The organism is Paracoccus yeei ATCC BAA-599, assembly GCF_000622145.1.
GTDB lineage: Bacteria > Pseudomonadota > Alphaproteobacteria > Rhodobacterales > Rhodobacteraceae > Paracoccus > Paracoccus yeei.
This window is the reverse complement of sequence record NZ_JHWH01000024.1, coordinates 57,372-81,466: the sequence shown is the minus strand read 5'-3', so window position 1 is coordinate 81,466 and position 24,095 is coordinate 57,372. Positions and strand designations below refer to the sequence as shown.

The following is a 24,095-nucleotide window of genomic DNA, read 5'->3' as shown; positions in this document are numbered from 1 at the left end:
GCCGTGCATCCCCTCCCGCACCGGCCGCAAGGCCCCGATCCCGCACGACGCCAGCATCTATCGCCTGCGTCACCGGATCGAGAACATGTTCGCACACCTCAAGGATTGGCGGCGGATCGCAATCCGATACGACCGCTGCCCGATCCTGTTCCTCTCAGCCTGCGCTCTCGCCGCAACCGTCATCTATGGGTTGTGAGCCCTGACTCTAGCGTTTGGCGGAGAGGAAACCACGTCGTTTCATGTCATTTCCCATCGAATAGAGGGGAAGGACATGAAGAGGAACGGCTCACCGGGGCGAGCTGGAGAGATGCCGGCGAACGCCAATCGTCCGCCCAACGAGCAGGATGCGGGCACCGAGACCGATGTTACTCAGCGGCTGGACGAGGTGGTGCTGACCATTGCACGGCTGATCGGCAGGCGGATGGCGCGCGAAGATTACGACAAGGCCATGTGCGCCGGCAATGACAATACGCCACCGGCCCGCGATGAGGCAGGGCCGGTTACAGAGGACAAGGACTGACCAAACGGAGACTGCCATTACAAGCGCCGCACTCGATGCCCGCTATTCCGACGACAAGCAGAGCGAGGCGTCCATCGAGGATCAGTTCCGACTCTGCCGGGAACATGCGGGACGGGAGCGGTGGCAGATCGTCGGCTCCTACGAGGACGCGGCGATCTCGGGGGCCAGCGCCATCCTGCGGCCCGGCATCCAGCGGCTGATGCGCGATGCCCTGCACGGCGAGTTCAATATCCTGCTGGCTGAGGCGCTGGACCGGATCAGCCGCGATCAGGCGGACGTCGCCACGCTCTTCAAACAGCTGAAATTCGCGGGCATCACCATCGTCACTCTGGCCGAGGGCGAGATCAGCGAGTTGCACGTCGGCCTCAAGGGCACGATGAACGCGCTGTTTCTGAAGGATCTTGCCATGAAAACCCATCGTGGGCTGCGGGGCAGGGTGGAAAAAGGTAAGGCGGGCGGCGGTCTTTGCTACGGCTCCCGGGTGCTGAAGAAACTGGACGACAATGGCGAGCCGATCCGGGGGCGACCGGGAAATCATCCCTGAGGAGGCGAGATTGTGCGTCGCATTTTCCGCGAGTTTGCTTCTGGCAAGAGCCCCAAGGCCATTGCCGTTGATCTGAACCGGGAGAGCATTCCTGATCCTCTCGGCCGGACTTGGGGCGACAGCAGCATTAGGGGGCACCGGACGCGTGGCACCGGTGTCATGAACAATGAGCTTTATGTTGGCGTGCTGGTCTGAAACCGCCTGCGTTTCGTCAAGGATCAAAGCACCGGCAAGCGCGTTTCGCGTCCGAACCCGGAGGTCCAATGGATCCGGACCGAGGTTCCGCATCTGCGCATCGTGGACGACGCTCTCTGGGAGGCGGTGCGCGAACGCCAGAAGCGGATCGCCGAAGCCTACGGCGCTGACAGACGGGAGGGCAGGGTGGCGCGGCTGCATCTGGGGAACCAGCCGGCCTCGCTTCTGTCAGGTCTTCTGAGCTGCGGCTGTTGTGGCGGAAAGGTCGGCATGGTCCTCTCCGGCAGGTTCGGCTGCCTCAATCATCATCGGCGTGGCACCTGCACCAACAACCGCACCATCCTGCGCGAGAAGCTGGAGGCGCGGGTGCTGATCGGATTGCAGGACAAGCTGGTCTCGGCGCAAGCAGTCGACGAGGCGGTGCGCGCCTATGTCGAGGAAACCAACAGGCTGAACCACCAGCGCCGCGCGCTGGCAAAGATTGAGCGCGCTATCGCTGGGATATTCGCGGCCATCGAGGAGGGCATGTATCAGCCGCGATAAAGGCACGGACGGCTGAGCTGGAACGCCAGAAGGCCGAGATCATCGCCCGGTTGGAAGAGGCGCCTGTAGACATGCCGGACGTTCACCCGAACGCGGTGGTCAACCAGATCAACAACATCGGCATGCTGGCCGGCCCGCCCCTGATGTTCGCGGTCTTTGCCGGCGCCGGCGAGACGGGCCTGCAGGTCCTGCTGGTCCTGGTCGCGGCCGCGCCGGCGCTGATCCTTCAGGCGACAGGGCTGGGCCGTCGGCACGCCGCGCCCCTGCCGCCGGTCGGAACCGCAACGGGCGGATAAGCTCGGCCCCGGACCCAGGCGCGCGTCCGGCCGCGCGACCGGCCGGACGCAACCCCGGCCCGTCTTACAGCGCGCAGACGGGCGGCAGGCGTCCTGCCCAGGGCCGTGCCTCTTCAAGCTGCGCGGCCAGCGCGAACAGGCGCCGTTTCGCGCCGAAGGGTGCGGCGAAATGGGCGCCGATGGGCAAGCCGTCCGGCGTCCAGAACAGCGGCACCGACATGGCCGGCTGGCCGCTGGCGTTGAAGATCGCGGTGAAGGGCGAATAGCTGTGCGACAGTTCGATATACTGCGCGAGGCTTGCCCCGGTCTCCACCCGCAGCGCGCCGATGGGCGGGGCGGGCTTGGCGGTGGTCGGCATCAGCAGCAGGTCGTAATCCTGAAACAGCGCCGCCATCCGCCGCCCCAGGGCGTGGATCGCATCGACCGCGCCCGCGTATTCGGCGCCGCTGACCCCGCCCTTGTCGCGCAGGATCAGGACCTGCACCGGGTCCAGCCGGGTCTCGTCCACCGGGTGGCCGGACTGGCGGGCGATGGTGTCAACCAGATGGCGGGTCTGGGCGCCGATGATGGTGAAGATGCTGTCCAGCAGGGCGGGCGCATCGACGGGCAGGGCGGTCTCCTCGACGCGGTGGCCCAGATCTTCGCAAAGCGCGGCGGCGTCGCGGGCGGCCGCGATGCACAGGGGATCGCTGTCCCAGGGCGCAAGCGCCGTGACCAGGCCGATGCGCAGGCCCTGCGGGCGCTCAGCTAGCGCGGACAGGAAGCGCGCCTCGTCATGGGGCGCGGCATAGGGCGCCCCGGCATCGGCCCCGGCCAGCATGTCCAGCGCCAGCGCGCTGTCGCGGACCGAGACCGAGATGACATGGTTCGTGCCCATGCCGGCCCAGCCCTCGCCCACGTCGGGCCCCATCGGCACCCGGCCGCGCGTGGGCTTCAGCCCGAACACCCCGCAGGCCGAGGCCGGAACCCGCAGCGACCCGCCGCCGTCGTTGCCATGCGCAAAGGGCACCACCCGCGCCGCGACCATCGCCGCCGCCCCGCCGCTCGATCCTCCGGCGCTGCGTTCGGGGTTCCAGGGGTTGCGGGTGGCGCCGAACAGCCGCGATTCCGTGGTGTAGGAACTGCCGAACTCGGGCGAGGTGGTGGTGCCGAAGATCACCGTTCCGGCGCGCTTCAGCCGGGCCACCACCTCGGCGTCATGGCGGGCGACGGCCTCGCGGCAGGTCAGCGAGCCGTTGGTCATCCGCGCGCCGGCCAGCGGCGCGAACAGGTCCTTGACCAGCGTGGGCACGCCGGCCAGCGGCGCGGCTCCCGGCACGATCTGCGCCGCGGCCGCGCGGGCCTGGTCGAACAGCGCCTCGGACAGGGCGTTCAGCGTCGGGTTCACCTTTTCGGCGCGGCCGATCGCCTCGTCCAGAACTTCGGCGGGGGTGCGGTCGCGCCGCGCGATCTGGTCGGCCAGGGCGATGGCGTCCAGCCAGGGTGCGGTTGCGTTCACATTGACATTCATGATGAGACTTTCGCTGGCGCGGCCCGCCGGGACGGGCCGCAGTTTCGGGAAGGGTCGGGCACCCGGATCAGGCGCCGTCCAGGGGCAGGGGCCGGGGCGCGGGCCGCAGTGCGGCGACCGCCGCGCATCCCGCAGCCAGCAGTGCCATCGCCCCGGCCCAGAGGGTGATCGCCGCAGGCAGGCCCGGCGGCATCCCGCCCAGCGGTCCGGCGATGGCGATGATGACGATGGGGTTGGCGAACTGGCCCAGATACAGCGCGGCGGTAAAGCCGCCCATGCCCAGGGCCCGCAGCCGCGCCGGCAGCCGCAGCATCAGCGGCAGCGAGGCATTGGCGACCAGGAAACCGCCGCCAAAGCCGTGGATCAGCACCGCCGTCACCACGCCCGCATAGCTTTGGGCATGGGCCAGCAGGTAAAGGCCCAGGGCCATCGCCGCCAGCAGCAGCGCGTTGACGCCCAGCGTGCCCAGCCGGCGGCGCGCAAGGGGCCAGGCCAGCGACCCCGCCAGCGTCGCCAGCAGGCCCAGCCCGCTGGCCAGGCCGATCATCCCGGTCGAGGTGACGCCGATCCCCACCAGCAGCACCGGCGCCATGACCGGCACCACGAACGAGGTCAGCATCCCCAGGAAGACCAGCCCATAGGACAGCACCAGCGGCAGGGCGATGCCCGTCGCGGGGGCCTGGGCCCCGCCCGCTTCCTCGCGGCGGCGGTCGGGTTCCCACAGCAGCGCCGCCATCGCGGGCAGCAGCAAGAGCGGCAGCAGGTACAGATAGAACGGCGCCCGCCACGACCCAGCGCCGACCACCCCGCCGATGACGAAGAACAGCGCGCCGACGATGCCGATGGTCACCACCTGGCGGGTGACATAGCGGGCGCGCTCGGCCGGCGGCCAGTAATCGGCGATCAGCGTGGCGCAGCAGGTCATGATGATCGCCTCGGCGCAGCCGAACAGCAGGCGCGAGACCAGGATCAGGTGCAGATCGTGCAGAAAGGCCGGCAGCACGCCGAAGCCCGCATAGGCCAGCGTCCCCGCCATCAGCATCCGCTTGCGCCCGGCCTGGTCGGCCAGCCAGCCCGCCAGCGGCGCGAACAGCGCGATGGCCAGCGCCGGGCCGGTGGCGATCAGCGGCACCAGGTCGCCCGCGCGGGGGTGGGCGGGGGCGAATTCGGCGATCATCGCTGGGATCATCGGCGCGATCATCACCGCGCCCATGATGGTCAGGCTGCTGGCCAGCTGGATGACCAGCCCCTGCCTGGCGGTGGCCTGCCGCAAGGGCTGCGCGAAATCGGTCATGGCGCGTTCCCCCGTCAGAAGCTGATCGCCGAGCGGAGCGCGATGTTCACGCCCTCGGCCCGGTTTCGCGCGCCGAATTCCTTGTAGGCGTGCAGGGACAGCGTGGGCAGGCCCGGCTTCAGGAAGCTGACGGCCGGTCCCACCGCATAGACCCGCGCCCGGTTGCCGTCGCCGGCGCCCGGCCCGTCGTCGTCGCTGAGCTGCTGATAGACATAGCCGCCCGCGCCGATGGTCCAGTGGCCGACATGCTGGCCGACGGCGAATTCCTGCTTCCATTCGATGCCGCTGGTATAGTCGGTGTCGGGGTTTTCGGTGTTGACGTTCAGCATGGCCTGGGTCGAGATCTCGAACCCGCCGTCGCTGATCCAGGTCAGCCCGATCATGGGCGAGATGGTCCAGTGGTTGGTGCCGACGTTGAAGGGCTCGCTGACGTCATAGGCCCCGGTCGGCGCCTGGATCTGCAGCATGGCGCTGACGAACAGGTTCGGCGGCGCCGCCCATTGCAGCATCACCGGCAAAAGCTGGATGTCGCCCAGCGCCAGGTCCGAACCGGCCAGCCCCAGCGGGCCGGCGGGCGTGGGCACCGTCACCTGGCCGTCGATGTTCATGAAGGGGATCACCGCGCCGAAGCCGTATTTGGCGCCCCAGATCTCGTGCTCCGTCATCCGCAGGTAGGCCAGGCCATAGGTCTGGACCGAGATGTCGAAGTCGTTGTCCAGCGTATCGCCGCTGGCGTCCCGAAGGCTGTCCGATCCGTAATGCGCCAGGCGCAGCCCCCAGGTGCCCCCGGGCGTCGGCGGCGGCAGCATGCCCGCGCCGAAATCCGTCACGCCGAAGGGCGTGATGGTGGCGCCGCCTTCGACGGCGTGGGCGGCGGTGGCGGCCAGCAGCATGGCGGCGGCAAGCCGCAGCGCGCGCCCGAAGGCGCGTGAGTCCTGTGTCATCCCTGTTTCTCCTGGGTTTCTTGTGCGATCCAGATGACAGGACGGTAACAAGGCGAATCGGCGGGCCGTTATCCGAATTGGGAACCCGCAGGGGCCGCTGGCCCGAAAAGGTCAGGCGGCCCGGCGCGGTCCCAGCGTCTCGGACGGCAGTTCGCCGAACAGCTTGCGGTAATCGCCGGCAAAGCGGCTGAGATGCCAGAAGCCGCAATCGGCGGCCACGTCGCCGATCGAGACCGGGCGTGCCGCCTGCCGGCCGGCGATCAGCCGACCCCGCACCTGGTTCAGCCGTTCCGCGCGCAAAAGCTCGGTTGCGGTCATGCCGACCGAATCCTGGAAGCAGCTTTGCAGATAGCGCCGGCTGATGCCCAGTTCGGCGGCGACGGCGGACAGGCGCGGCGCCTCGGCCCGGTCCAGCAGGAACAGGTCGCGGGCGCTGTCCACCATGCGCTTGCTGCGCGTCTCGGCCAGATGCTCGATGCGCTGCGAACTGGCCAGAAGGCGCAGGAAGGGCCGCAGGATCGCCATTTCGGCCGCCTGGTCCGGCGCGGCGGCGGGCCGGGCGTCGAACAGCGCGGTCAGCCGGGCGACGAAGCGCGCCAGCCCGTCCTGGGGCAGGGCAAAGGCCGCCTGGCCGCGCAGCCGCTCGGTCAGGCCGGGAAGGCCCTGCTGGATGGCGTGCAGCGCGAACCAGCGCCGGTCGAAGACCAGATACAGCAGCTCCATCGATGCAGGCGTGATCAGCTCCATCGGCTGGCGGGCGTCGGTCATCAGCCCGACATGATGGGCAAAGGCATGGCCCGCCACGCGGCAGGCGCCCTCGGACCGGGCGGGCAGGCTGAAGAACAGCAGATCGCCCCCCTGCGCCGCGCGTTTCAGCAGCGTCTTGTTGGTGCGTTCGCGAAACAGCCGCAGGTTCGGGTATTCCAGCCGCGTCAGCCGGTAATCCAGCTTGCCCGGCATGATCTGGAAGAATTCCTGCGTGCAGCCGGGCAGGGTCGCCTGGACCTCCTCGACCGCGAAGGACTGCGGGACATGCGCGAACGGTTGAAACTGCTGCACCGGACAAGCCCTCCCCTGTGTCACCCTGGCCGGACGATCCTGGGGCAGGACGGGCATCCGGCGCAATCAACCGATCGGTTGAGATCGTTGCAAATGCAAGGAACCGCCCGCCATGGTGGCGGGCGGTCTGCCCGAGCCGGGGGGAGGACCGCTCAGGCGGCCGAGGATGCGGCCTGGGCGGTGTATTCGCCCAGCATCTCGGCAAAGACGGCCTCGTAGCGCGCCACGTCCTCCAGCGTGGTGAACGGAGAGATCAGCGCCATGTTGTGGAACGGGCTGACCAGCACGCCGCGATTGGCGAAATACAGGTGGCTCAGCTGCTCGATGTCGTCATGGCGCGCGGCACGGGCCTGGCTGCCGTTCACCGGCACGTCGGGGCGATACAGGTATTCGACCCGCGCGCCCATGCGGCTGACATGCCAGGGCAGGTCATGCGCGGCGATCTGGCGGGCAATGGCCTGTTCCAGCGCGGTCGCGACGGCGATCATGGCGGCGAAGTTCTCCTCGGTCGCGACCTCCTCCAGCGTGCGGCGGATGGTGCGGATCGACAGCGCATTGGCGGCCAGCGTGCCGCCAAAGCCGTAATGGTTGATCGAGGATCCGGGCGTCAGGTCCTCGAGCGCGCGGCCCACGGCCTCGGTCATGCCATAGACGGCGCTGGGGATGCCGCCGGCCAGCACCTTGCCCAGGACCAGCATGTCGGGCTCCAGCCCCAGCTCGCCCGTGCCGCCGCGCGGGCCCATGCAGATGGTGTGCGTCTCGTCCACGATCAGCAGCGTGCCGGTGTCGCGCGTCAGGCGGCGCAGCGCGTCGTGAAAGCCCGGCGCGGCGGGGATCATGCCGATGTTGGTCATGTGCGGCTCGGTCAGGACGGCGGCCACGTCGCCCGCGGCCAGCGCGCGCTCCAGCGCCGGGATGTCGTTGAACTCGACCGCGACGGTGGTGCGGTCCAGGTCCAGGCCGTTCGCGATCACGCCCTGGTGGACGACCATGCGGCCCTGCTCCAGTTCGACCTGGGTGTCGTCGACCGAGCCGTGGAACTTGCCGTTGAAGACCAGCACCTTGGCCCGCCCGGTCAGCATCCGCGCGATGCGCAGCGCATAGCGGTTCGCCTCGGTCGCCGAGGTCGCCACCTGCCACAGCGGCAGGCCGAAGCGGGCGCCCAGGTTCTCGGACATGGCGATGGCGTCCTCGGTCGGCAGCATGAAGGACGTGCCGCGCCCGGTGACCTCGCGCGCCACGGTTTGCGCGATCACCGGATTGGCATGGCCGAAAAAGGCCGCCGAATCGCCCAGGTTGAAATCGACATAGGTATGGCCGTCCACATCCGTCAGCCGGGCCTTGTCGGCGCTTTCGGCATGGATCGGAAAGGGCGTGCCCCATTGGCCCATCCAGTGCAGCGGCACGCCATGCGGCATGACCGCCAGCGCGCGGTCGTGCAGCGCGCGGGCCCTGGGGTGGGTCTCGGCAAAGCGCGCCTCCTCGCGGGCGCGGATCCGGGCCAGGCGGGCGGTGGGGATGGCGTGGGAAGGGGCGCGTCCTGTCGGGAAATCCATTGTTCTGCCTTTTGCGTTGCCGCCGGTCCCGGCGGAGGGGTTTCGTCCCGGTCTTTCTGCGCAAAGGGGCCCGGGCCCGCCATCGGCCGATCGGTTGATCCGGCCGGGCCTTTCCGCGCCTGCACGGGAATTTTTATTGCGCGGCGGCACATTTCGCGGATGATGGACGGCCAGCACCGGCTGTCGCGAAAGGGGGGGAAGCGATGGATCATTCCGGCCAGTCCCGCGACGCCCAGGCCGCGCGCGCGCTGGAATTCGCGGCGGAGCTGTTCGGCAGCGCCTTCGCGTCCTTCTACTGGATCGACGCCGACCGGCCGCTGGACTTTCGCCTGCGCAATGTCGATGCGGATTTCCACGCGCTGTATCTGGCGCGGATGCAGGCGGTCGATCCGCTCAGCGTGCCGCGGCTGGTCCGGGCGCGCCAGCCGGTCCTGGCGCTGGACGACCAGGACGGCGCGGGCGATCCGGCCGCCTATCGCGCCTTCCTGCACCGCTTCGGCCTGGGCGAGATGGTCGAGTTCCTGTTCTGCAGGGACGGCCGCCCCTTTGCCGGCATGGGCCTGGCCTGGAGCAAGCGGACCGACCGCGCCCGCACGATGCGGGACGCGCTGCGCGCGGCGCATGGCTATATGGAATACAACCTGGGCCAGGCGGTGCCGGCCCCCGCTTGCCACCCCGCCGCGACCCTGACGGCGCGCGAACGCGAGGTGGCGCAGCTGCTGTGCTGCGGGCGGTCGAACCCGGAAATCGCGGCGGCGCTGGCGATCAGCCTGGCCACCGTGAAAACCCATGTGATCCACATCTTCGACAAGCTGGGGACCGACAACCGTACCCAGGCCGCCGCCCTGCTGCTGGCCGCGGGCGAGCCGCCGCGCCCGGCGCTGCTGTCCTAGCCGCCGGCTTCCAGGGACGGGGACGGCTGATGCTCGGGATGGGCCTTCTGAAAGGCGGGCAGGCCGGCGCAGCGTTCCGCGACGGCGGTGATGCGGGGCAGGTGGCCAAAGGCCATGCCCCATCGCGTGGCGTTGTAAAGCTGCGGGATCAGGGTGCAGTCGGCCATGCCCGGCTGGTCGCCGTGGCAGAAGCGGCCGGCGGGACCCTGGGCCAGCAGCGCCTCGACCGCCTCCAGCCCCACGGCGATGGTGTCGCGGTTCCAGGCCGCGCGGGCCTCGGACCCGGCCAGCGCCTCGACCCGCTTCAGCACGCGCAGGTTGGCCAGCGGGTGGATCTCGCAGGCGATGGCCTGGGACAGGGCGCGGACGCGGGCGCGGCCCGCCGCGTCTGCGGGCAGCAGCGGGGGGCCGGGGCGGGTCTCGTCCAGGTATTCGATGATCGCCAGCGACTGGGTCAGGCGCAGCCCGTCGATCTCCAGCACCGGGACCAGCCCCTGCGGGCTCAGCGCCAGATGGGCATGGTCGCGCTGCGCGCCCGCCACCAGATCGACCGCCGCACGGTCATGCGCGATCCCCTTCAGCTCCAGCGCGATCCGCACCCGATAGGACGCGGATGAGCGCCAGTAGTCGTGCAGCACAACCGTCATGCTTCGGCCGGCAGGACGGTGCCGGTGCAGGGGCCGAAGCCGATGCGATAGCCCTCGCCCCGCGCCTCGGCGAACAGCGCGATCTCGTCGCCATCCTCGATGAAGGTGCGGGGCGCGCCGTTGACCGTGACCGGGGTCTTGCCGCCCTGGGTCATCTCCAGCAGCGCGCCGGTCTGGTCGGGCGCGGGCCCGCTGATGGTGCCCGAACCCAAAAGGTCGCCCACCCGCATCGGACAGCCCGAACTGGTGTGATGCGCCAGTTGCTGGGCGCTGGAATAATACATCACGGTGTAATTGGTCCGGCCCATGACCTGCCCGTTCATGGTCCAGCCGATGTCCAGGTCGTAAAGGCCGGGCCGTTCCTCGGCCAGATAGGGCAGCAGGGGGTTCAGCCGCTCGGCGCCGGGGCTGCGGAACGGCTCCAGCGCGGCCTGCGTCACCACCCAGGCGCCGATGGTGGTCCCCAGCGCCTTGGACTGGAACGGTCCTAGCGGCTGGTATTCCCAGGCTTGCACGTCGCGCGCCGACCAGTCGTTCAGCAGCACATAGCCAAAGATCATCGCCTCGGCCTGCTCGACGCCGACGCGCTGGCCCATGGTGCTGTCCGCGCCGACGACGGCGCCCAGCTCAAGCTCCAGATCCAGCCGGCGGCAGGGCGCCCATTCCGGGCCGGTCTCGCCCTTCAGCTGCCCCATGGGACGGCGGATCGGCGTGCCCGAGACCACGACCGAGGACGCCCGCCCGTTATAGCCGATCGGCATATGCGTCCATTGCGGCGGCAGCGCGTTCTCGGGCCCCCGGAACAGCACGCCCACGTTGAAGGCATGGTTCCGCGAGGCATAGAAGTCGGTGTATTCCGTCACCCGGATCGGCAGGTGCATCCGCGCATCGTCCATAGCGACCAGCGGCAGGTCGCCCTCGGCGCCCTCGGCCAGCAACGCGGTCAGCCGCGCCCGTACCGCGTCCCAGCGCGCCCGGCCCAGCGCCATGAAGCCGTTCAACTGCGGCTCCGCGAAGGTGCCGCCCGCATCCAGCAGGCCGCGCGCCTCGCAACCCGCCAGGTCCAGGATCATGTCGCCGATGGCCACCCCGCAGCGCGGCGCCTCGCCTGCCGTCGAAAAGACGCCATAGGGCAGGTTGTTCAGGGGAAAGGCACAATCCGGCTGATTGGCGCTCTCGATTCTCGACCGCAGCAAGGCCATGCGCAGCCTCCTTCTTTCTTGGGAAAATATCCTCGGGGGGAGCGCCTGCCTGCCCCCGTCGAGGGGGCGGGCAGGCGCCGGGGGGCAGACGGCCCCCCGCCTTGGGTCACTTCACGCCGGGCGTGCCGTCGAACTTCTTCTCCAGCCGGTCCCAGACCTCGATGTATTCCTCCTGCATCGGCGCCTCGCGGGCGGCGAATTCGGTCAGGTGCTGGGGAAAGCGGGTCTCGAACATGAAGGACATGGTCTCGTCAAGCTTCTCGGGCTTCAGCTCGGCATTGCTCGCGCCCTCGAAGGCGTTGCGGTCGGGACCGTGCGGCAGCATGCAGTTGTGCAGGCTGATGCCGCCTGGCGCAAAGCCCTGGGGCTTGGCATCGTAGACGCCGTAGATGTTGCCCATCAGCTCGGACATGATGTTCTTGTGATACCACGGCGGGCGGAAGCTGTGCTCGGCCACCATCCACCGCTCGCGGAACAGCACGAAGTCGATGTTCGCCGTCCCCTCCTGCCCCGAAGGCGCGGTCAGCACGGTAAAGATCGACGGGTCGGGATGGTCGAACAGGATCGCGCCGATCGGCGAATAGGTGCGCAGGTCGTATTTGTAGGCGCAGTAATTGCCGTGCCAGGCGACGATATCCAGCGGCGAATGGCCGATCCAGGTCTCGTGGAACTGGCCGCACCACTTGACGACCACGCGCGAGCGGGTCTCGCGATCCTCGAAGGCCGCGACGGGGCACTTGAAGTCGCGGGTGTTCGCCATGCAGTTCGCGCCGATCGGGCCGCGTCCGGGCAGTTCGAACTTCTGGCCGTAGTTCTCGCAGACGAAGCCGCGGCATGGGCCTTCCAGCACCTCGACCCGATAGACGAGGCCGCGCGGGATGATGCCGATCTCCTTCGGTTCCAGGTCGATCACGCCCAGTTCGGTGCAGAAACGCAGCTTGCCTTCCTGGGGAACGATCAGCAGTTCGCTGTCTGCGGAAAAGAAATACTCGTCCTGCATGGACCTCGTGACCAGATAGACGTGGCTGGCCATGCCGACCTGGATGTTCACGTCGCCCGCCGTGGTGATGGTGCGCATCCCGGTGATCCAGGTCAGGTCCTGGTCGGGCACCGGGATCGGGTCCCAGCGATACTGGCCCAGCGACATGATGTTCTGCCGGTTCGGGTCGTGCGGCAGGATGTTCGGGGCGGTCTTCCAATAGGGCACGTCTACCGGCTTGAACCGCCCGGTGTGATGGACCGAGGGGCGGATGCGATAGCACCAGGTCCGTTCGTTCTTGCCGCGGGGCGCGGTGAAGGCCGTGCCCGACAGCTGTTCGGCATAAAGCCCGTATGCGCATTTCTGGGGCGAGTTCTGGCCCTGGGGCAGGGCGCCCGGCAAGGCCTCGGTCTCGAAGTCGTTGCCGAAACCGGGCATGTAGCCCTCGGCGGTGCCTGTGGCGGTCGCGGCGCGGATCATGCCTTTCGGCAGGGCGTGGGATGTCATGCGGGCTCCTCCCCGATGGATCGTTGCTGTTGCAATGAAATTACCGTTGCACCAGCAACGATGTCAACGGGCGACTGCGCGCGTCGGGTTTTTTATTGCGGATGCAATGAATTTCTGATGCTTTGGGATCAGGAGAGAACCGCGATGGCCTTTGAACTGGACGACTTCCTGCCCTATCGGCTGGCCGTGGCAGCCAGCCAGGTCAGCCGCCGATTCGCGGCCCTGTACGAGGCCGAGGCCGGGCTGACCATTCCCGAATGGCGCGTTCTGGCGCATCTGTCACAATCGGGCCCGGTCAGCGTGCGCGACATCAACGCCCGGGTGAACCTGGACAAGTCCGTCGTCAGCCGCGCCGCCAGCCGGCTTGAACAGGCGGGGCTGCTGCGCAAGTCCAGCGACGACAGCGACCAGCGGCTTGTCGCGCTGGACCTGACCGACCAGGGCCGGGCGCTGATGGAGCGGCTGGGCCGGATCGCCGAAACCTTCCAGGCCGACCTGATGCGGGAACTGGGCGAGGACGGGCCGCAGCTGTCCCGGACCTTGGGGCGGCTGATGAACCGCGCCTAGCGCGCCGGATCGCCGATCTGCCGGATCGCCTCTCCCAATGCGCCGATGCCTTTCTCCAGCGCGGCGCGGTCCTCGCTGGGCATGGCCATGAAGATGGCGCCGGCCTTGGCCTCGACCGCGCCGAAGACCTCGCGGAACAGGGCCTGCCCGGCCTCGGTGATGGCATATTCCCGCAGGCGCCGGTCCCCGGCCGGAATGCGGCGCAGGATCAGGCCCTTGTCCTCGAGCCGCGAGGCCGCGCGGCTGACTTGCACCTTGTCCAGCGAGGTCCGGCCCGCCAGTTGCAGCGAATCGATCCGGCCTGCGTCCTCGATCAGGAACAGCAGCCGCCATTCCTCGCGCGTCAGCCCGTGTTCGCCGCCATAGACCGCACCCAGCTGGCGCGACAGCGCCTCGGCCACCACGGCCAGCCGATAGGGCAGGAAACCTTCGATCCGCATGCGTCATCCATGATTGTTTCAGATGCAACAATCGCCCGTCCGACGCCCGATTTCAAGCGGCAAGCGGCGGTTGCACCGGTCCCTGCGTCCCTTGGTCGCGCCGGGGCCGCGCGGGGGGGTCAGCGGTCGCGCTGCGCCCGGGGGGACGTGCCGGTCGCAGTCTTGAAGGCCCGCCACAGCGCGGTGCTGTCGGCATAGCCGAGCCGGCGGGCGATCTCGGCATTCGGGATGCGCCCTTCGCGCAGCTGGCTTTGCGCCATGTCCAGCCGTGCCTGCAGGACCAGGGGGCGCAGCGCCGTGCCGGCCTCGGCCAGCCTGCGCTGCAGGCTGCGCGTCGACAGGTTCAGCTCCGCCGCGATCAGCGCCAGCGTGACCGGGCGCTGCCCCAGATGCAGCGCGATCAGCCCGCGCACCCGCGTCACCAGATCGCCCGCCGTCGCCGGCCGCCGCAGGTCCTCGACATGGCGCAAAAGCACGGCCATCAGCCCCGCGTCCTCGCTGCGCACCGCGCGCTCGGCCGTGGCGCGTGCAAAGATCAGGCGGTTCGCCGACTGGCCGAAACTGGGACGCAGCCCCAGGATGCGGGTCAGCCCGGCCGCGCCGGGCGGTGCGTCATGTTCGACGTGGATTTCCTGCGGCCGGCCCGCGGCGCCGAACACGTCCCGGGCCAGGGCCAGGGTAGCGGCCAGCGTGTATTCGCTGTCCTGCCGGTGCGGCCCGATGTCGGACATGGCGATGCGATAGGTCCAGATCACGCTGTCCCGGTCCGTCTCGAGCCGGATCGTGGTTCCGTCCTGCCAACTGGCCAGGTTGCGCGCCAGCCGTTCCAGCCCGCGCCGCAGCGTGGCCGAGGCCGCAAAGATCAGGCCGACGGGCCCCAGGTCGGCGGGGCGAAAGCGGGTCCCGACCCGCGCGCACAGAAACGGGTCCTCGGCAAGCTCTGCCGCATCCTCCAGCAGCGCCACATAGCGGGGCAGCGGAATCTCGGCATAGGCATCGGCCACGGTCTCGCGGCTCAGCAGGTGGCGGGACAGCAGCGTGGCGACCCGCCCGGCCTTGCCCAGCTCGGCGGGGCCGTCCTGGTCGCGCCTGTCCAGCGCGTGCAGCACCGGGGCAAGCGAGGACACGCGGATCATCGGCATCGGACCCGTCAGCATGGCATCACCCCCCCCTGTCTTAGGCCATCCTTGGCGCATTCTATCGGATTCTTGGCGCGTTTCGCAATTTTTGCATCCGAGCGCACGGCGTATCGTTCATTTCATATGCAACGATTGCCACGCGGCACCCAATAGCTGCGGGCCCTTCAGGGAAACGAAACCATCATGTCGCAATCCGCATCCGCGGGCACCCCGCATCGCGCGGGCCTTGCCCGCAATTCCATCGGAACCACGCATATCGTCTTTTTCGTCGTGGCGGCGGCCGCGCCGCTGGCCTCGGTCGTCGGCGCCTCGCCCGCGGCCTTCGCCTTCGGCAATGGCGCGGGCGTACCCGGGGTCTATCTGCTGGTCGGGCTGCTCTATCTGGTCTTTTCGGTCGGCTTCACCGCCATGGCGCGCCATGCAGGGTCGGCCGGTGGGTTCTATTCCTATATCTCGCGGGGCCTGGGCCGACCGGCGGGGGTGGCGGCGGCCGCGATCGCGCTGCTGACCTACAAGGCGATCCAGCTTGCGGCCTATACGCTGTTCGGCATCTTCGTGTCGGGGGCCTTGGCGGGGCTGGGGCTGACCGTGCCCTGGTGGGTGCCGATCATGGTCGTCATGGCGGTGATCTGGCTGTGCGGTGCGCGCAACATCGCCTTTTCGGGCCGGGTCCTGGGCCTGTGCATGCTGGCCGAGATCGCCATCCTGTTCCTTCTGGACATGGGCATCGTGCTTGGCGGCGGCGGGCCTCAGGGCATCACCCTGACCTCGTTCGCGCCGGCGACCGTGCTGGCGCCGGGCCTGGGCGCGGCGCTGGTTTTCGTCATCGCCTCCTTCATGGGCTTCGAGGCGACCGCGATCTTTTCCGAAGAGGCCGAGAACCCGCACCGCACCATCCCCCGCGCGACTTTTGCCGCGGTGGCGCTGATCGCGGGCTTCTATGCCTTCTCGACCTGGTCGATCACCCAGTATTACGGTCCCGCCAACATCCGGGCGGCGGCCGAGGCCGGGCTGGAGACGCTGTTCTTCAACGCCGCCGCCGACGTTCTGGGCGGCTGGTCGGTCAAGGTGATCGAACTGCTGCTGATCGTCAGCCTGTTCGCCTCGGGCCTGTCGTTTCACAACACCATCAACCGCTATTTCTATGCACTGGGCCGCGACGGGCTGCTGCCCCGCAGCTTGGGTCTGGTCCACGAACGCCACGGCTCGCCCCATGTCGCGGGCCGGGCGCAAAGCGTGATCGCGCTGGCCTTGCTGCTGGGGGCGGTGGTGTCGGGCGTCGATGCCTATGCGGTGGTGTTCTCCTGGACCTCGGCCATCGCGGTGATCGGCATCCTGGCGGTGCAGATCATGGTCAGCGTGGCGATCATCGCCTGGTTCCGCCGGCTGCCCGATCCGCCCGGGCTGTGGACGCGGGCCGTGGCACCCGGCCTGGCGCTGGCGGGCCTTGGCGCCGGCATGGCGCTGGTCATCGCGAACCTGCCGCTGCTGGCCGGGTCCGACAGCCTGATCATCTGGTCCTTCCCCTTCATCGTGGCCGCGTTCGGGCTGCTGGGCGCCGGCTATGCCGCCTTCCTTCGCACCCGCCGGCCCGCGCTTTATGCGGCCCTGAACACGGCCATTTCCGAGGTCTGATCCCATGTCCGTGCTTGATCCCAAGGTCATGCGCCATCTGGATGCGCTGAACTACTACACCGCCACCCGCAAATACGACCTGAGCTTTCCGCGCCTGACCCAGGACCTGGACGCCGATGTGGTGGTGATCGGCGGCGGCTTTTCCGGCATCAACACCGCGCTGGAACTGGCCGAGAAGGGCATCACCAACATCGTGGTGCTGGAGGGGCGGCACCTGGGCTATGGCGGCACCGGCCGCAACGGCGGGCAGGTCATGGCCGGCATCGGCCACGACCTGAACGCGGTGAAAAAGCACGTCGGCCCCGGCGGAATGGAAACCCTGTTCAAGATCGCGAACCTGGGTGCCGGCGTCATCCGCGACCGCGTGGCCCGCTATGGCATCGATGCCGATTTCTGCCGCGGCTACGGCTATCTGGCCTATAACCAGCGCCAGATGACGACGCTGCGGAGCTGGTTCGACGAATTCTGCGCCGTCGATCCCGACGAGGACATCGAGCTGCTGGAAGGTCCGGCGGTGCGCCGGATCGTCGGCTCGGACGTCTATGCCGGCGCGATCAAGCACATGGGCGGCGGCCATGTCCATTCGCTGAACCTGCTGCTGGGCGAGGCGCAGGCCCTGGCCGGCCACGGTGCCCGCATCTTTGAAAACTCGCCCGCCGTCTCGGTCGAATACGGCGAGCGCATCACCGTGCGCACCAATGCCGGCAGCGTCAGGGCGCAGAAGCTCCTTTGGGCCTGCGACGGGTTCCTGAACCGGATGGAGCCCGAGATCGCGGGCAAGACCATCAACACCTATGCGTTCCAGATCGCGACCGAGGTGCTGCCCGACGACCTGATCGCCCGCATCAGCCCGATCCGGGGGGCCTATTCCGACATTCGCCCCGTGATCGACTATTACCGCGTCACCACCGAGAACCGGCTGCTCTATGGCTCGGCCACGCGGGTGGTCGATCGCATCCCGCAGGATCTGGCGGGCTGGAACCGGGCCCTGATGCTGAAGACCTTCCCCTATCTGCGCGATGTCAGGATCGACATGGCCTGGGGCGGGCCGATGGCCTGTTCGGCGAACCTGTTCCCGCAGATCGGCACCCTGTCCGGCCGGCCGAACGCCTTCTATGTGCAGGGCTATTCGGGGTTCGGCGTCACCCCCAGCCACATCGTCTGCAAGGTCCTGGCCGAGGGGATGAGCGAGGGGTCCGCCCGCTACGACCTGATGGCCCGCATCCCGCATGTCTCGATCCTCGGGACCGATCATGCGCGCCCCGCCGTCACCACCGCCGCGAAATGCTGGCACCAACTTTCCGGCTATTTCAACGGCCGGCGCTGAACCAACCCTTACGGAGACCATCATGACCATCAAGATCGACACCACCGTCCCCGAGCTGGAACCCTGGGGCAGCGTCACGAACCTCGGTTCCGAGGTGCTGGAGGGCGACGTGCAATGCATGGGCCGGATGATCCACGGTGCCCCGACCGACCCGGTCAGCTGCGCCTGGTTCGGGGCGACGCGGGGCAAGTTCCGCATGACCTATCCCTTCGACGAGCACTCCGTGGTGGTCGAGGGCAGCGTGACCCTGACCAACGAAGCGACCGGCGAGGCCGTCAGCTATGGCGTCGGCGACGCCTGGTTCGTCAGGAAGGGCACGCCGGTCCTGTGGGAGATCACCAGCGACCGCTTCGTCAAGAACTACCTGGCGGTGGCCTGAGCGACCCTGCCGGCCGGCAACCGCCCGGCCGGCGCCCTTTCCCCGAATGACTGGACAAGGACTGCCCCCATGAACAAGGCTTTCGCATCATCCGCCGACACCGCCGCCAAGACCGACACGCTGGAGATCCTGGGCGAGGGCGTCTATGCCCTGACCGCCGAGGGCGATCCGAACGTCGGCGCCGTCGAGGGCGAGGATTTCCTGGTCGCCATCGAAAGCCGCGCGACCCCCGCCGCCAGCCGCGACTGGCTGAAGATCCTGCGCCAGCAGACCGACAAGCCGGTCCGCTATCTGATCCTGACGCATTACCACGCGGTGCGCGTTCTGGGCGCCAGCGCCTTTGACGCGGGCGACATCATCATGTCCGAGGCCTCGCGCGATCTGGTGGCCGAGCGCGGCGAGCAGGACTGGAAAAGCGAATTCGGCCGGATGCCGCGCCTGGCCAAGAACGCCGACGAGGTGCCGGGCCTGACCTGGCCGACCGTCACCTTCGCGACCGACCACGCCATCGACCTGGGCGGCGACCGCGGCAGGCTGGAGTTGCGCTTTCTGGGCCGCGGGCACACCGGCGGCGACATCGTCGTCTGGCACGACAAGACCCGCACGCTGTTCGCGGGCGATCTGGTCGAATCCAAGGCCGCGCTTTACACGGGCGACGCCTATCACTTCGACTGGGCGGGCAAGACGCTGGACAACGTCAAGGCCTATCAGGCCGAGAACCTGATCGGCGGGCGCGGCGCGGTGTCGCGCGGCGTTGCGGAAACCGACGCGGCGGTCGAACAGACCCGCAAGTTCCTGAACGACATGATCGAGAATGTCGGCCGCGTCCACAAGGCCGGCGGCACCCTGAAGGCCGCGTTCGAGGCGACGCGCGACGCGCTGGCCCCCGAATTCGGCGCCTGGCCGATCTTTGAACACTGCCTGCCCTTCGACGTGCAGCGGCTGTGGGACGAATTCGAAGGCATCGAGCATCCCCGCATCTGGACCGCCGAGCGCGACCGCGAGGTCTGGGCGCAGTTGCAGGGCTGATCCGACGGGGAAGGGGAGGAGATCATGGCCAATATCGCGGGGATTCCCGTCTACAAGGAAATCGGCGCCACCCCGGCGCCGGCGGTGCCGCAGGACCGGGCGCCGGTGGTGATCGTCGGCGCCGGCCCCGTCGGGCTGGCGATGGCGCTGGATCTGGGCCGGCGCGGCCATGCCGTGACGGTGCTGAACCGGCTGGATTTCGTCGCGCACTGTTCCAAGGCGATCTGCTTTTCCAAGCGCTCGCTGGACATCCTGGATCGCCTGGGCGTCTGCGACGCGACGATGGACAAGGGCGTGACCTGGAACGTCGGCAAGGTGTTCTGGGGCGCGGGCGACCAGCCGATCTATCAGTTCGACATGGCGTCGGTGAAGGACCAGAAGCGCCCCGGCTTCATCAACATCCAGCAGTATTACATCGAGGAATACCTTCTGGACGGCTGCCGGGCGCTGCCGAATGTCCAGATCCGCTGGGGCCATCGCGTCGATGCCGTGACCCCGCTGAACGACGGCGTGCAGCTGTCGGTCAGCACGGCCGAGACCGGCTATCAGCTGGTGGCCGACTGGCTGATCGCCTGCGACGGCGCGCGTTCGACCGTCCGCGACAGGATGGGGCTGGATTTCGAGGGCCGCGTCTTCGAGGACAATTTCCTGATCGCCGACATCCGCATGAAGCACGAGATGCCGTCCGAGCGCTGGTTCTGGTTCGACCCGCCCTTCAATCCCGGCCGTTCGGCCCTGATGCACAAGCAGCCCGACGACGTCTGGCGGCTGGACTTTCAACTCGGCTGGAACATCGACCGCGAGGCGGCGATCCGCCCCGAGAACGTCGAGCCCTATGTCCGCGCCATGCTGGGCGACGACGTGGAATTCCAGCGCGAATGGTATTCGGTCTATACCTTCCAGTGCCGGCGCATGGCGCGCTTCGTGCATGGCCGGGTGATCTTTGCCGGCGACGCGGCGCATCTGGTGTCGCCCTTCGGGGCGCGGGGCTGCAACGGCGGCTTTGCCGACATCGACAACCTGGGCTGGAAGCTGGACCTGGTGCTGCGCGGCCAGGCCGACGAGGCGCTGATCGAGACCTATAACGACGAGGCGGTGGCGACGGCGGATGAAAACATCCTGAACTCGACCCGCTCGACCGATTTCCTGACCCCGAAGTCGGCGGCCAGCCAGGGCCTGCGCGATGCGGTGCTGGAACTGGCGCAGGATCACGCCTTTGCCCGGCCCTTCGTCAATTCCGGGCGGCTTTCGACGCCGGTCGCCTATCCCGCAAGCCGGCTTTCGACCCCGGACCGCGACCTGTGGCAGGGTGGCGTCGCCCCCGGCGCGCCGGTGCTGGATGCGCCGCATCGGGACGGCTGGCTGCTGGACGCGCTGGGCGACGATTTCACGCTGATCGCGACCGGATGGCAGCGGCCGCCGCCGCAGGGCGTCCGGCTGGTCCTGGTCGAGGGGCTGGCCGCAGAGCGCCTGGAGCTTGCGCCCGGCGCCGCCGTCCTGGTGCGCCCCGATCAGTATGTTGCGGCGCGCTGGAAATCGGCCTCGGCCGCCGACGTCGAGGCTGCGCTGATCCGCGCCAAGGGAGGACAATCATGCCTGCACTGAACCTTGCCCCGAACCTGACCCGGCATGACGACCTGTATCAGGAACTGGTCGCCATGCACGACGGGCTGTCCGAGGCCGAAAGCCTGAAGCTGTGGTCGCGCCTTGTGCTGATCCTGATGAACCAGGTCGGCGACCCCGAGGCGGTGCTGGCCGCCATCGCCGCCGCGCGGTCGCGCTGATCCAAGCAACAAGGGAGGAGACACCATGTTCGATCTGACCATCGACGGCAAGCCCGTCGCCACCGAGGCCCGCTTCGCGGTCATGAACCCCGCGACCGGGGCCGTGGTCGGCCATGCGCCGAACGCGACGCCCGCCGACCTGGACCGCGCGGTCGCGGCGGCGCGCGCCGCGCAGCCCGGCTGGGCCGCGCTGCCCGACGCCGACCGCGCCGCGGCCTGCGCCGCCATCGCCCGCCTGCTGACCGACCATGCCGAGGAACTGGCACGCCTTCTGACGCAGGAACAGGGCAAGCCGCTGAACGGCCTTGGCTCGCGCTGGGAAATGGGCGGGGCGGCCGCCTGGGCGGGCCATACCGCCAGCCTGTCCTTGCCCGAGGAGGTGCTGCAGGATGACGAGGCCGGCCGGGTCCGGCTGCTGCGCAAGCCGATCGGCGTCGCGGGCTCGATCACGCCCTGGAACTTTCCGGTCATGATCGCGGTCTGGCACATCCTGCCGGCGCTGCGGGTCGGCAATGCGGTGGTCATCAAGCCCTCGGCCCTGACGCCGCTTGCCACCCTGCGCATGGTGGAACTGGCCAGCGCGGTGCTGCCGCCGGGCGTGCTGAACATCGTGACCGGCGACGACAAGGGCTTCAACCTGGGCGCCGCGATGTCCGAGCATCCGGGCATCGACAAGATCGTCTTCACCGGCTCGACCCCCACGGGCCGGCATGTGATGCGCGCGGCGGCCGGCAACCTCAAGCGCCTGACGCTGGAACTGGGCGGCAACGACGCGGGCATCGTGCTGCCCGACGCCGATCCGGCCGCGATTGCCGAAGGCCTGTTCTGGGGCGCCTTCATCAACAACGGCCAGACCTGCGCGGCGCTGAAGCGGCTTTACGTCCACGACAGCATCCATGACGCGGTCTGCGCGGCGCTGGTCGCCTTCGCCCGCACGATCCCGCTGGGCGACGGCATGGACGAAGCCAGCGTCCTGGGGCCGGTCCAGAACCGGGCGCAGTTCGACAAGGTGGCCGCGCTGGTCGCCGACGCGGCGGCGCGCGGCCAGGTCCTGCTGGGCGGCGCGCCGGGGCAGGGGCTGTTCTTTCCCCCGACCATCATCGCCGGGCTGCGCAACGGCGATGCGCTGGTCGATCAGGAGCAGTTCGGCCCGGCCCTGCCGGTCATCCGCTATTCCAGCCTGGACGAGGCGGTGGCAATGGCCAACGACAACCCGAACGGGCTTGGCGCCTCGGTCTGGGGCAGCGACGTTGATGCCGCGCGGGCGGTGGCGCGGCGGCTGGAAAGCGGTTCGGTCTGGATCAACAAGCACGGTGCGGTCCAGCCGAACGCGCCCTTCGGCGGGGTCAAGCAATCCGGCATCGGCCTGCAGTTCGGGCTGGAGGGGCTGAAGGAGAACACCACCGCGCAGGTGGTCTTCGGCTGAAGGCCACCCGGGCCCTTGGGCCCGGGTGACCCGGGAACCGTCGCGGGAAGGCGCGCGTCCCCGCAGGGCGCGCGCGCCCGTCCGGTCAATGCACCTCGTGCGCGGGGTCGTATCCGGCGGGGATCTCGTCCGAGCCGTCGCGGATCAGCAGATGCGGCGGGATGCCCTCGGGGCGGACCTTGTCCTTGGGCAGGGCCGAGACGAAGGGGCGGTCCCCCCTGCGCCGGTCAAAATCCGCCCGCGCGGCCGCGCGCAGTTCGGGGTCGGTCATCAGGTCGTGGCCCACCCCCGCCATGATCGTGGCCGAGGCGATGGCGCTTTTGTCGCCGATGCTCATGCCGCCGCAGGCGGTCACCGGCCAGGTGTGCAGCCCGACCCCGATGGGCATCGACACCCAGGCGAACAGCGCCGTCGGGGTGATGTAGCTGACATCGCCGACATCGGTGCCGCCGCCGTTGGTGATCTCGGGCAGAAGCGGCATCAGGATCGGCATCAGCCCTTGCTCGGGCAGGCCCATCTCGCGCTGGCAGGTCTTGGCGAAATCCTGCTCCTCGGCGCTCCACTCGATCGGGACGGCGCCCATGTGCTGGTGGACGCGCTGCAGCAGGGGCTCGTTCGGCAGCAGGTCGTGCATGCCGAAGAACAGGTCCACCTCGGCCTCGGTCCTCGTGGTCAGGGCGGCGCCCCTGGCCACGTCGCGCACCCATTCGGTGACCGCCTCGACCGAGGCGCGGCTTTCGTCGCGGATCATGATCAGCACCGCGGCATGGTCGGGGACGACGTTGGGCGTCTCGCCCGCCGCCTCGTAGACGTAATGCAGCCGGGTGGTCGGCTGCAGGTGTTCGCGCATGAACTGGATGCCGGTGCCGAACAGCTCTGCCCCTTTCAGCGCGCTGCGCCCCTCCCAGGGGTCGACGCCGGCATGGGCGGTGCGGCCGGTGAAGGTGATGCGCAGCATGTTGACCGCCGCCGTGCGCAGCATGCCGGTCGCGTTCATCGGCCCCGGATGCCAGGCCAGTGCCGCATCGAGGTCGTCGAACAGACCGTCGCGCGCCATATAGACCTTGGCGCCTTGGGTTTCCTCGGCCGCGCAGCCATAGACGCGGATCAGGCCGGGCGTGCCGTCGGCCGTCATCATCGCCTTCAGCGCGATGGCGGCGCCCGTGCAGCCCGCGCCCAGCTGGTTGTGGCCGCAGCCGTGGCCGACCTCGGTTCCCTTCGGGCCGGGGGCCTGGCGCGGCTCGGCGGCGTTGCCAAGGCCCGGCAGCGCGTCGTATTCGGGCAGGAAGCCGACCTTGGCCCCGCCCTCGCCCTGCGACCATTCCGCGACGAAGGCGGTCGGGATGTTCGACGTGCCCCGGCTGGTGATCGTGAATCCCGCCGCTTCAAGCTCGCGGATATGGATCTGGTGCGAGATCTCCTCGTGCAGGGACAGTTCGGGGGTTTCCCAGACCTCGCGCGAGATGCGCAGGATCTGGTCGCGGATCGCCTCGACCGCGTCGCGGGCGGCGGCGGCCGATTCGGGGGCGGGGCCGGCGGGCGGCGCGTCCTGCGCCAGCGCCAGATTGGCGCCGACGGGCCACAGCGCCGCCGTCGCCAGCGAACTCAGCATCAGTGCGCGCCGGGACATCCCGACAGGCGGGGCAAGGGTCTGATCGTCATGCATCTTGGACCTCATCC

24 protein-coding genes and 2 pseudogenes are annotated in these 24,095 nt (G+C 69.0%); 15 read left to right on the top strand and 11 right to left on the bottom strand.

Going from position 1 to position 24,095, the window contains the following annotated elements; translation table 11 throughout:
- The 6 genes and pseudogenes from BU28_RS0114185 to BU28_RS0114170 form a co-directional block, all read left to right on the top strand.
- Positions 1-196 (top strand): annotated as a pseudogene (locus BU28_RS0114185) (IS5/IS1182 family transposase); the annotation flags it as partial.
- Between the two features lie 75 nt (positions 197-271).
- Positions 272-520 carry a hypothetical protein gene (locus BU28_RS23100; RefSeq protein ID WP_143809693.1) on the top strand — a complete coding sequence of 83 codons (249 nt, stop codon included), beginning with the start codon at positions 272-274 and terminating at the stop codon, positions 518-520.
- Complete coding sequence (locus BU28_RS26390) at positions 486-1,064, top strand: recombinase family protein (protein ID WP_233144951.1); 579 nt, start codon at positions 486-488, stop codon at positions 1,062-1,064. Before BU28_RS23100 ends, BU28_RS26390 begins: the two co-directional genes overlap by 35 nt.
- Positions 1,065-1,076: 12 nt before the next feature.
- A pseudogene (locus tag BU28_RS26385) lies at positions 1,077-1,343 on the top strand (recombinase family protein); the annotation flags it as partial.
- A gap of 18 nt (positions 1,344-1,361) precedes the next feature.
- The gene (locus BU28_RS26380) at positions 1,362-1,802 is read left to right on the top strand and encodes a recombinase zinc ribbon domain-containing protein (RefSeq protein ID WP_233144953.1); all 441 of its coding nucleotides are present in this window, start codon (positions 1,362-1,364) and stop codon (positions 1,800-1,802) included.
- A 71-nt stretch (positions 1,803-1,873) separates the two neighbouring features.
- Positions 1,874-2,098: a hypothetical protein gene (locus BU28_RS0114170; RefSeq protein WP_028720071.1), complete on the top strand. Its 225-nt coding sequence runs from the start codon at positions 1,874-1,876 to the stop codon at positions 2,096-2,098.
- A 64-nt stretch (positions 2,099-2,162) separates the two neighbouring features.
- On the opposite strand, the gene BU28_RS0114165 is transcribed toward BU28_RS0114170, so the two are convergent.
- The 5 genes from BU28_RS0114165 to BU28_RS0114145 all read right to left on the bottom strand — a co-directional run bounded on the left by BU28_RS0114165 (position 2,163) and on the right by BU28_RS0114145 (position 8,461).
- On the bottom strand, positions 2,163-3,608 hold the full coding sequence (locus tag BU28_RS0114165; RefSeq protein WP_028720070.1) for an amidase: 1,446 nt from the start codon (positions 3,606-3,608) through the stop codon (positions 2,163-2,165).
- A gap of 67 nt (positions 3,609-3,675) precedes the next feature.
- Positions 3,676-4,902 (bottom strand): MFS transporter, encoded by a 1,227-nt coding sequence (locus BU28_RS0114160; protein ID WP_028720069.1) that lies wholly within the window; start codon positions 4,900-4,902, stop codon positions 3,676-3,678.
- Positions 4,903-4,916: 14 nt separating this feature from the next.
- Positions 4,917-5,846, bottom strand: a complete 930-nt coding sequence (locus BU28_RS0114155) for a SphA family protein (RefSeq protein ID WP_081791392.1) — start codon at positions 5,844-5,846, stop codon at positions 4,917-4,919.
- Between the two features lie 111 nt (positions 5,847-5,957).
- A complete protein-coding gene (locus tag BU28_RS26625) occupies positions 5,958-6,905 on the bottom strand; it encodes a helix-turn-helix domain-containing protein (RefSeq protein ID WP_051578206.1) in 948 nt (315 codons plus the stop codon).
- A 152-nt stretch (positions 6,906-7,057) separates the two neighbouring features.
- Positions 7,058-8,461 (bottom strand): transaminase, encoded by a 1,404-nt coding sequence (locus tag BU28_RS0114145; RefSeq protein ID WP_051578205.1) that lies wholly within the window; start codon positions 8,459-8,461, stop codon positions 7,058-7,060.
- Between the two features lie 203 nt (positions 8,462-8,664).
- Here BU28_RS0114145 and BU28_RS26620 point away from each other — a divergent pair, with 203 nt between their 5' ends.
- Positions 8,665-9,354 (top strand): helix-turn-helix transcriptional regulator, encoded by a 690-nt coding sequence (locus BU28_RS26620; RefSeq protein WP_028720066.1) that lies wholly within the window; start codon positions 8,665-8,667, stop codon positions 9,352-9,354.
- Here BU28_RS26620 and maiA read toward each other — a convergent pair.
- The 3 genes from maiA to hmgA form a co-directional block, all read right to left on the bottom strand.
- Entirely contained in the window at positions 9,351-10,001 is a 651-nt protein-coding gene (gene maiA / locus BU28_RS23085; RefSeq protein ID WP_036762960.1) for a maleylacetoacetate isomerase, read from the bottom strand. The genes BU28_RS26620 and maiA overlap by 4 nt on opposite strands.
- Positions 9,998-11,203, bottom strand: coding sequence for a fumarylacetoacetase (gene fahA / locus BU28_RS0114130; RefSeq protein ID WP_028720065.1), 1,206 nt, complete (start codon positions 11,201-11,203; stop codon positions 9,998-10,000). Before fahA ends, maiA begins: the two co-directional genes overlap by 4 nt.
- A 106-nt stretch (positions 11,204-11,309) precedes the next feature.
- Positions 11,310-12,689, bottom strand: a complete 1,380-nt coding sequence (hmgA, locus tag BU28_RS0114125) for a homogentisate 1,2-dioxygenase (protein ID WP_028720064.1) — start codon at positions 12,687-12,689, stop codon at positions 11,310-11,312.
- Between the two features lie 117 nt (positions 12,690-12,806).
- Between hmgA and BU28_RS0114120 the strand changes: the two genes are divergently transcribed.
- Positions 12,807-13,256 (top strand): MarR family winged helix-turn-helix transcriptional regulator, encoded by a 450-nt coding sequence (locus tag BU28_RS0114120; protein ID WP_312026481.1) that lies wholly within the window; start codon positions 12,807-12,809, stop codon positions 13,254-13,256.
- On the opposite strand, the gene BU28_RS0114115 is transcribed toward BU28_RS0114120, so the two are convergent.
- Together BU28_RS0114115 and BU28_RS0114110 are read right to left on the bottom strand one after the other, a co-directional pair.
- Complete coding sequence (locus tag BU28_RS0114115) at positions 13,253-13,696, bottom strand: MarR family winged helix-turn-helix transcriptional regulator (RefSeq protein WP_028720062.1); 444 nt, start codon at positions 13,694-13,696, stop codon at positions 13,253-13,255. The two genes, BU28_RS0114120 and BU28_RS0114115, sit on opposite strands and share 4 nt — an antisense overlap.
- A 119-nt stretch (positions 13,697-13,815) precedes the next feature.
- Positions 13,816-14,853, bottom strand: a complete 1,038-nt coding sequence (locus BU28_RS0114110) for an AraC family transcriptional regulator (protein WP_028720061.1) — start codon at positions 14,851-14,853, stop codon at positions 13,816-13,818.
- Between the two features lie 165 nt (positions 14,854-15,018).
- On the opposite strand from BU28_RS0114110, the gene BU28_RS0114105 reads away from it, so the two are divergent.
- The 7 genes from BU28_RS0114105 to BU28_RS0114075 all read left to right on the top strand — a co-directional run bounded on the left by BU28_RS0114105 (position 15,019) and on the right by BU28_RS0114075 (position 22,415).
- Positions 15,019-16,470, top strand: a complete 1,452-nt coding sequence (locus BU28_RS0114105) for an APC family permease (RefSeq protein WP_028720060.1) — start codon at positions 15,019-15,021, stop codon at positions 16,468-16,470.
- 4 nt (positions 16,471-16,474) lie between these two features.
- Positions 16,475-17,797 carry an NAD(P)/FAD-dependent oxidoreductase gene (locus BU28_RS0114100; protein ID WP_198944927.1) on the top strand — a complete coding sequence of 441 codons (1,323 nt, stop codon included), beginning with the start codon at positions 16,475-16,477 and terminating at the stop codon, positions 17,795-17,797.
- A 22-nt stretch (positions 17,798-17,819) separates the two neighbouring features.
- Positions 17,820-18,176 carry a cupin domain-containing protein gene (locus tag BU28_RS0114095; protein ID WP_036762958.1) on the top strand — a complete coding sequence of 119 codons (357 nt, stop codon included), beginning with the start codon at positions 17,820-17,822 and terminating at the stop codon, positions 18,174-18,176.
- Positions 18,177-18,245: 69 nt separating this feature from the next.
- The gene (locus BU28_RS0114090; protein ID WP_028720057.1) at positions 18,246-19,205 is read left to right on the top strand and encodes an MBL fold metallo-hydrolase; all 960 of its coding nucleotides are present in this window, start codon (positions 18,246-18,248) and stop codon (positions 19,203-19,205) included.
- 24 nt (positions 19,206-19,229) lie between these two features.
- On the top strand, positions 19,230-20,810 hold the full coding sequence (locus BU28_RS0114085) for an FAD-dependent oxidoreductase (RefSeq protein WP_028720056.1): 1,581 nt from the start codon (positions 19,230-19,232) through the stop codon (positions 20,808-20,810).
- Entirely contained in the window at positions 20,798-20,989 is a 192-nt protein-coding gene (locus tag BU28_RS0114080; protein ID WP_028720055.1) for a DUF2783 domain-containing protein, read from the top strand. Before BU28_RS0114085 ends, BU28_RS0114080 begins: the two co-directional genes overlap by 13 nt.
- A gap of 25 nt (positions 20,990-21,014) precedes the next feature.
- Positions 21,015-22,415 (top strand): aldehyde dehydrogenase family protein, encoded by a 1,401-nt coding sequence (locus tag BU28_RS0114075; protein WP_028720054.1) that lies wholly within the window; start codon positions 21,015-21,017, stop codon positions 22,413-22,415.
- Positions 22,416-22,500: 85 nt separating this feature from the next.
- On the opposite strand, the gene BU28_RS23080 is transcribed toward BU28_RS0114075, so the two are convergent.
- Complete coding sequence (locus BU28_RS23080; RefSeq protein WP_051578204.1) at positions 22,501-24,081, bottom strand: amidohydrolase; 1,581 nt, start codon at positions 24,079-24,081, stop codon at positions 22,501-22,503.
- Positions 24,082-24,095 lie beyond the last annotated feature (14 nt).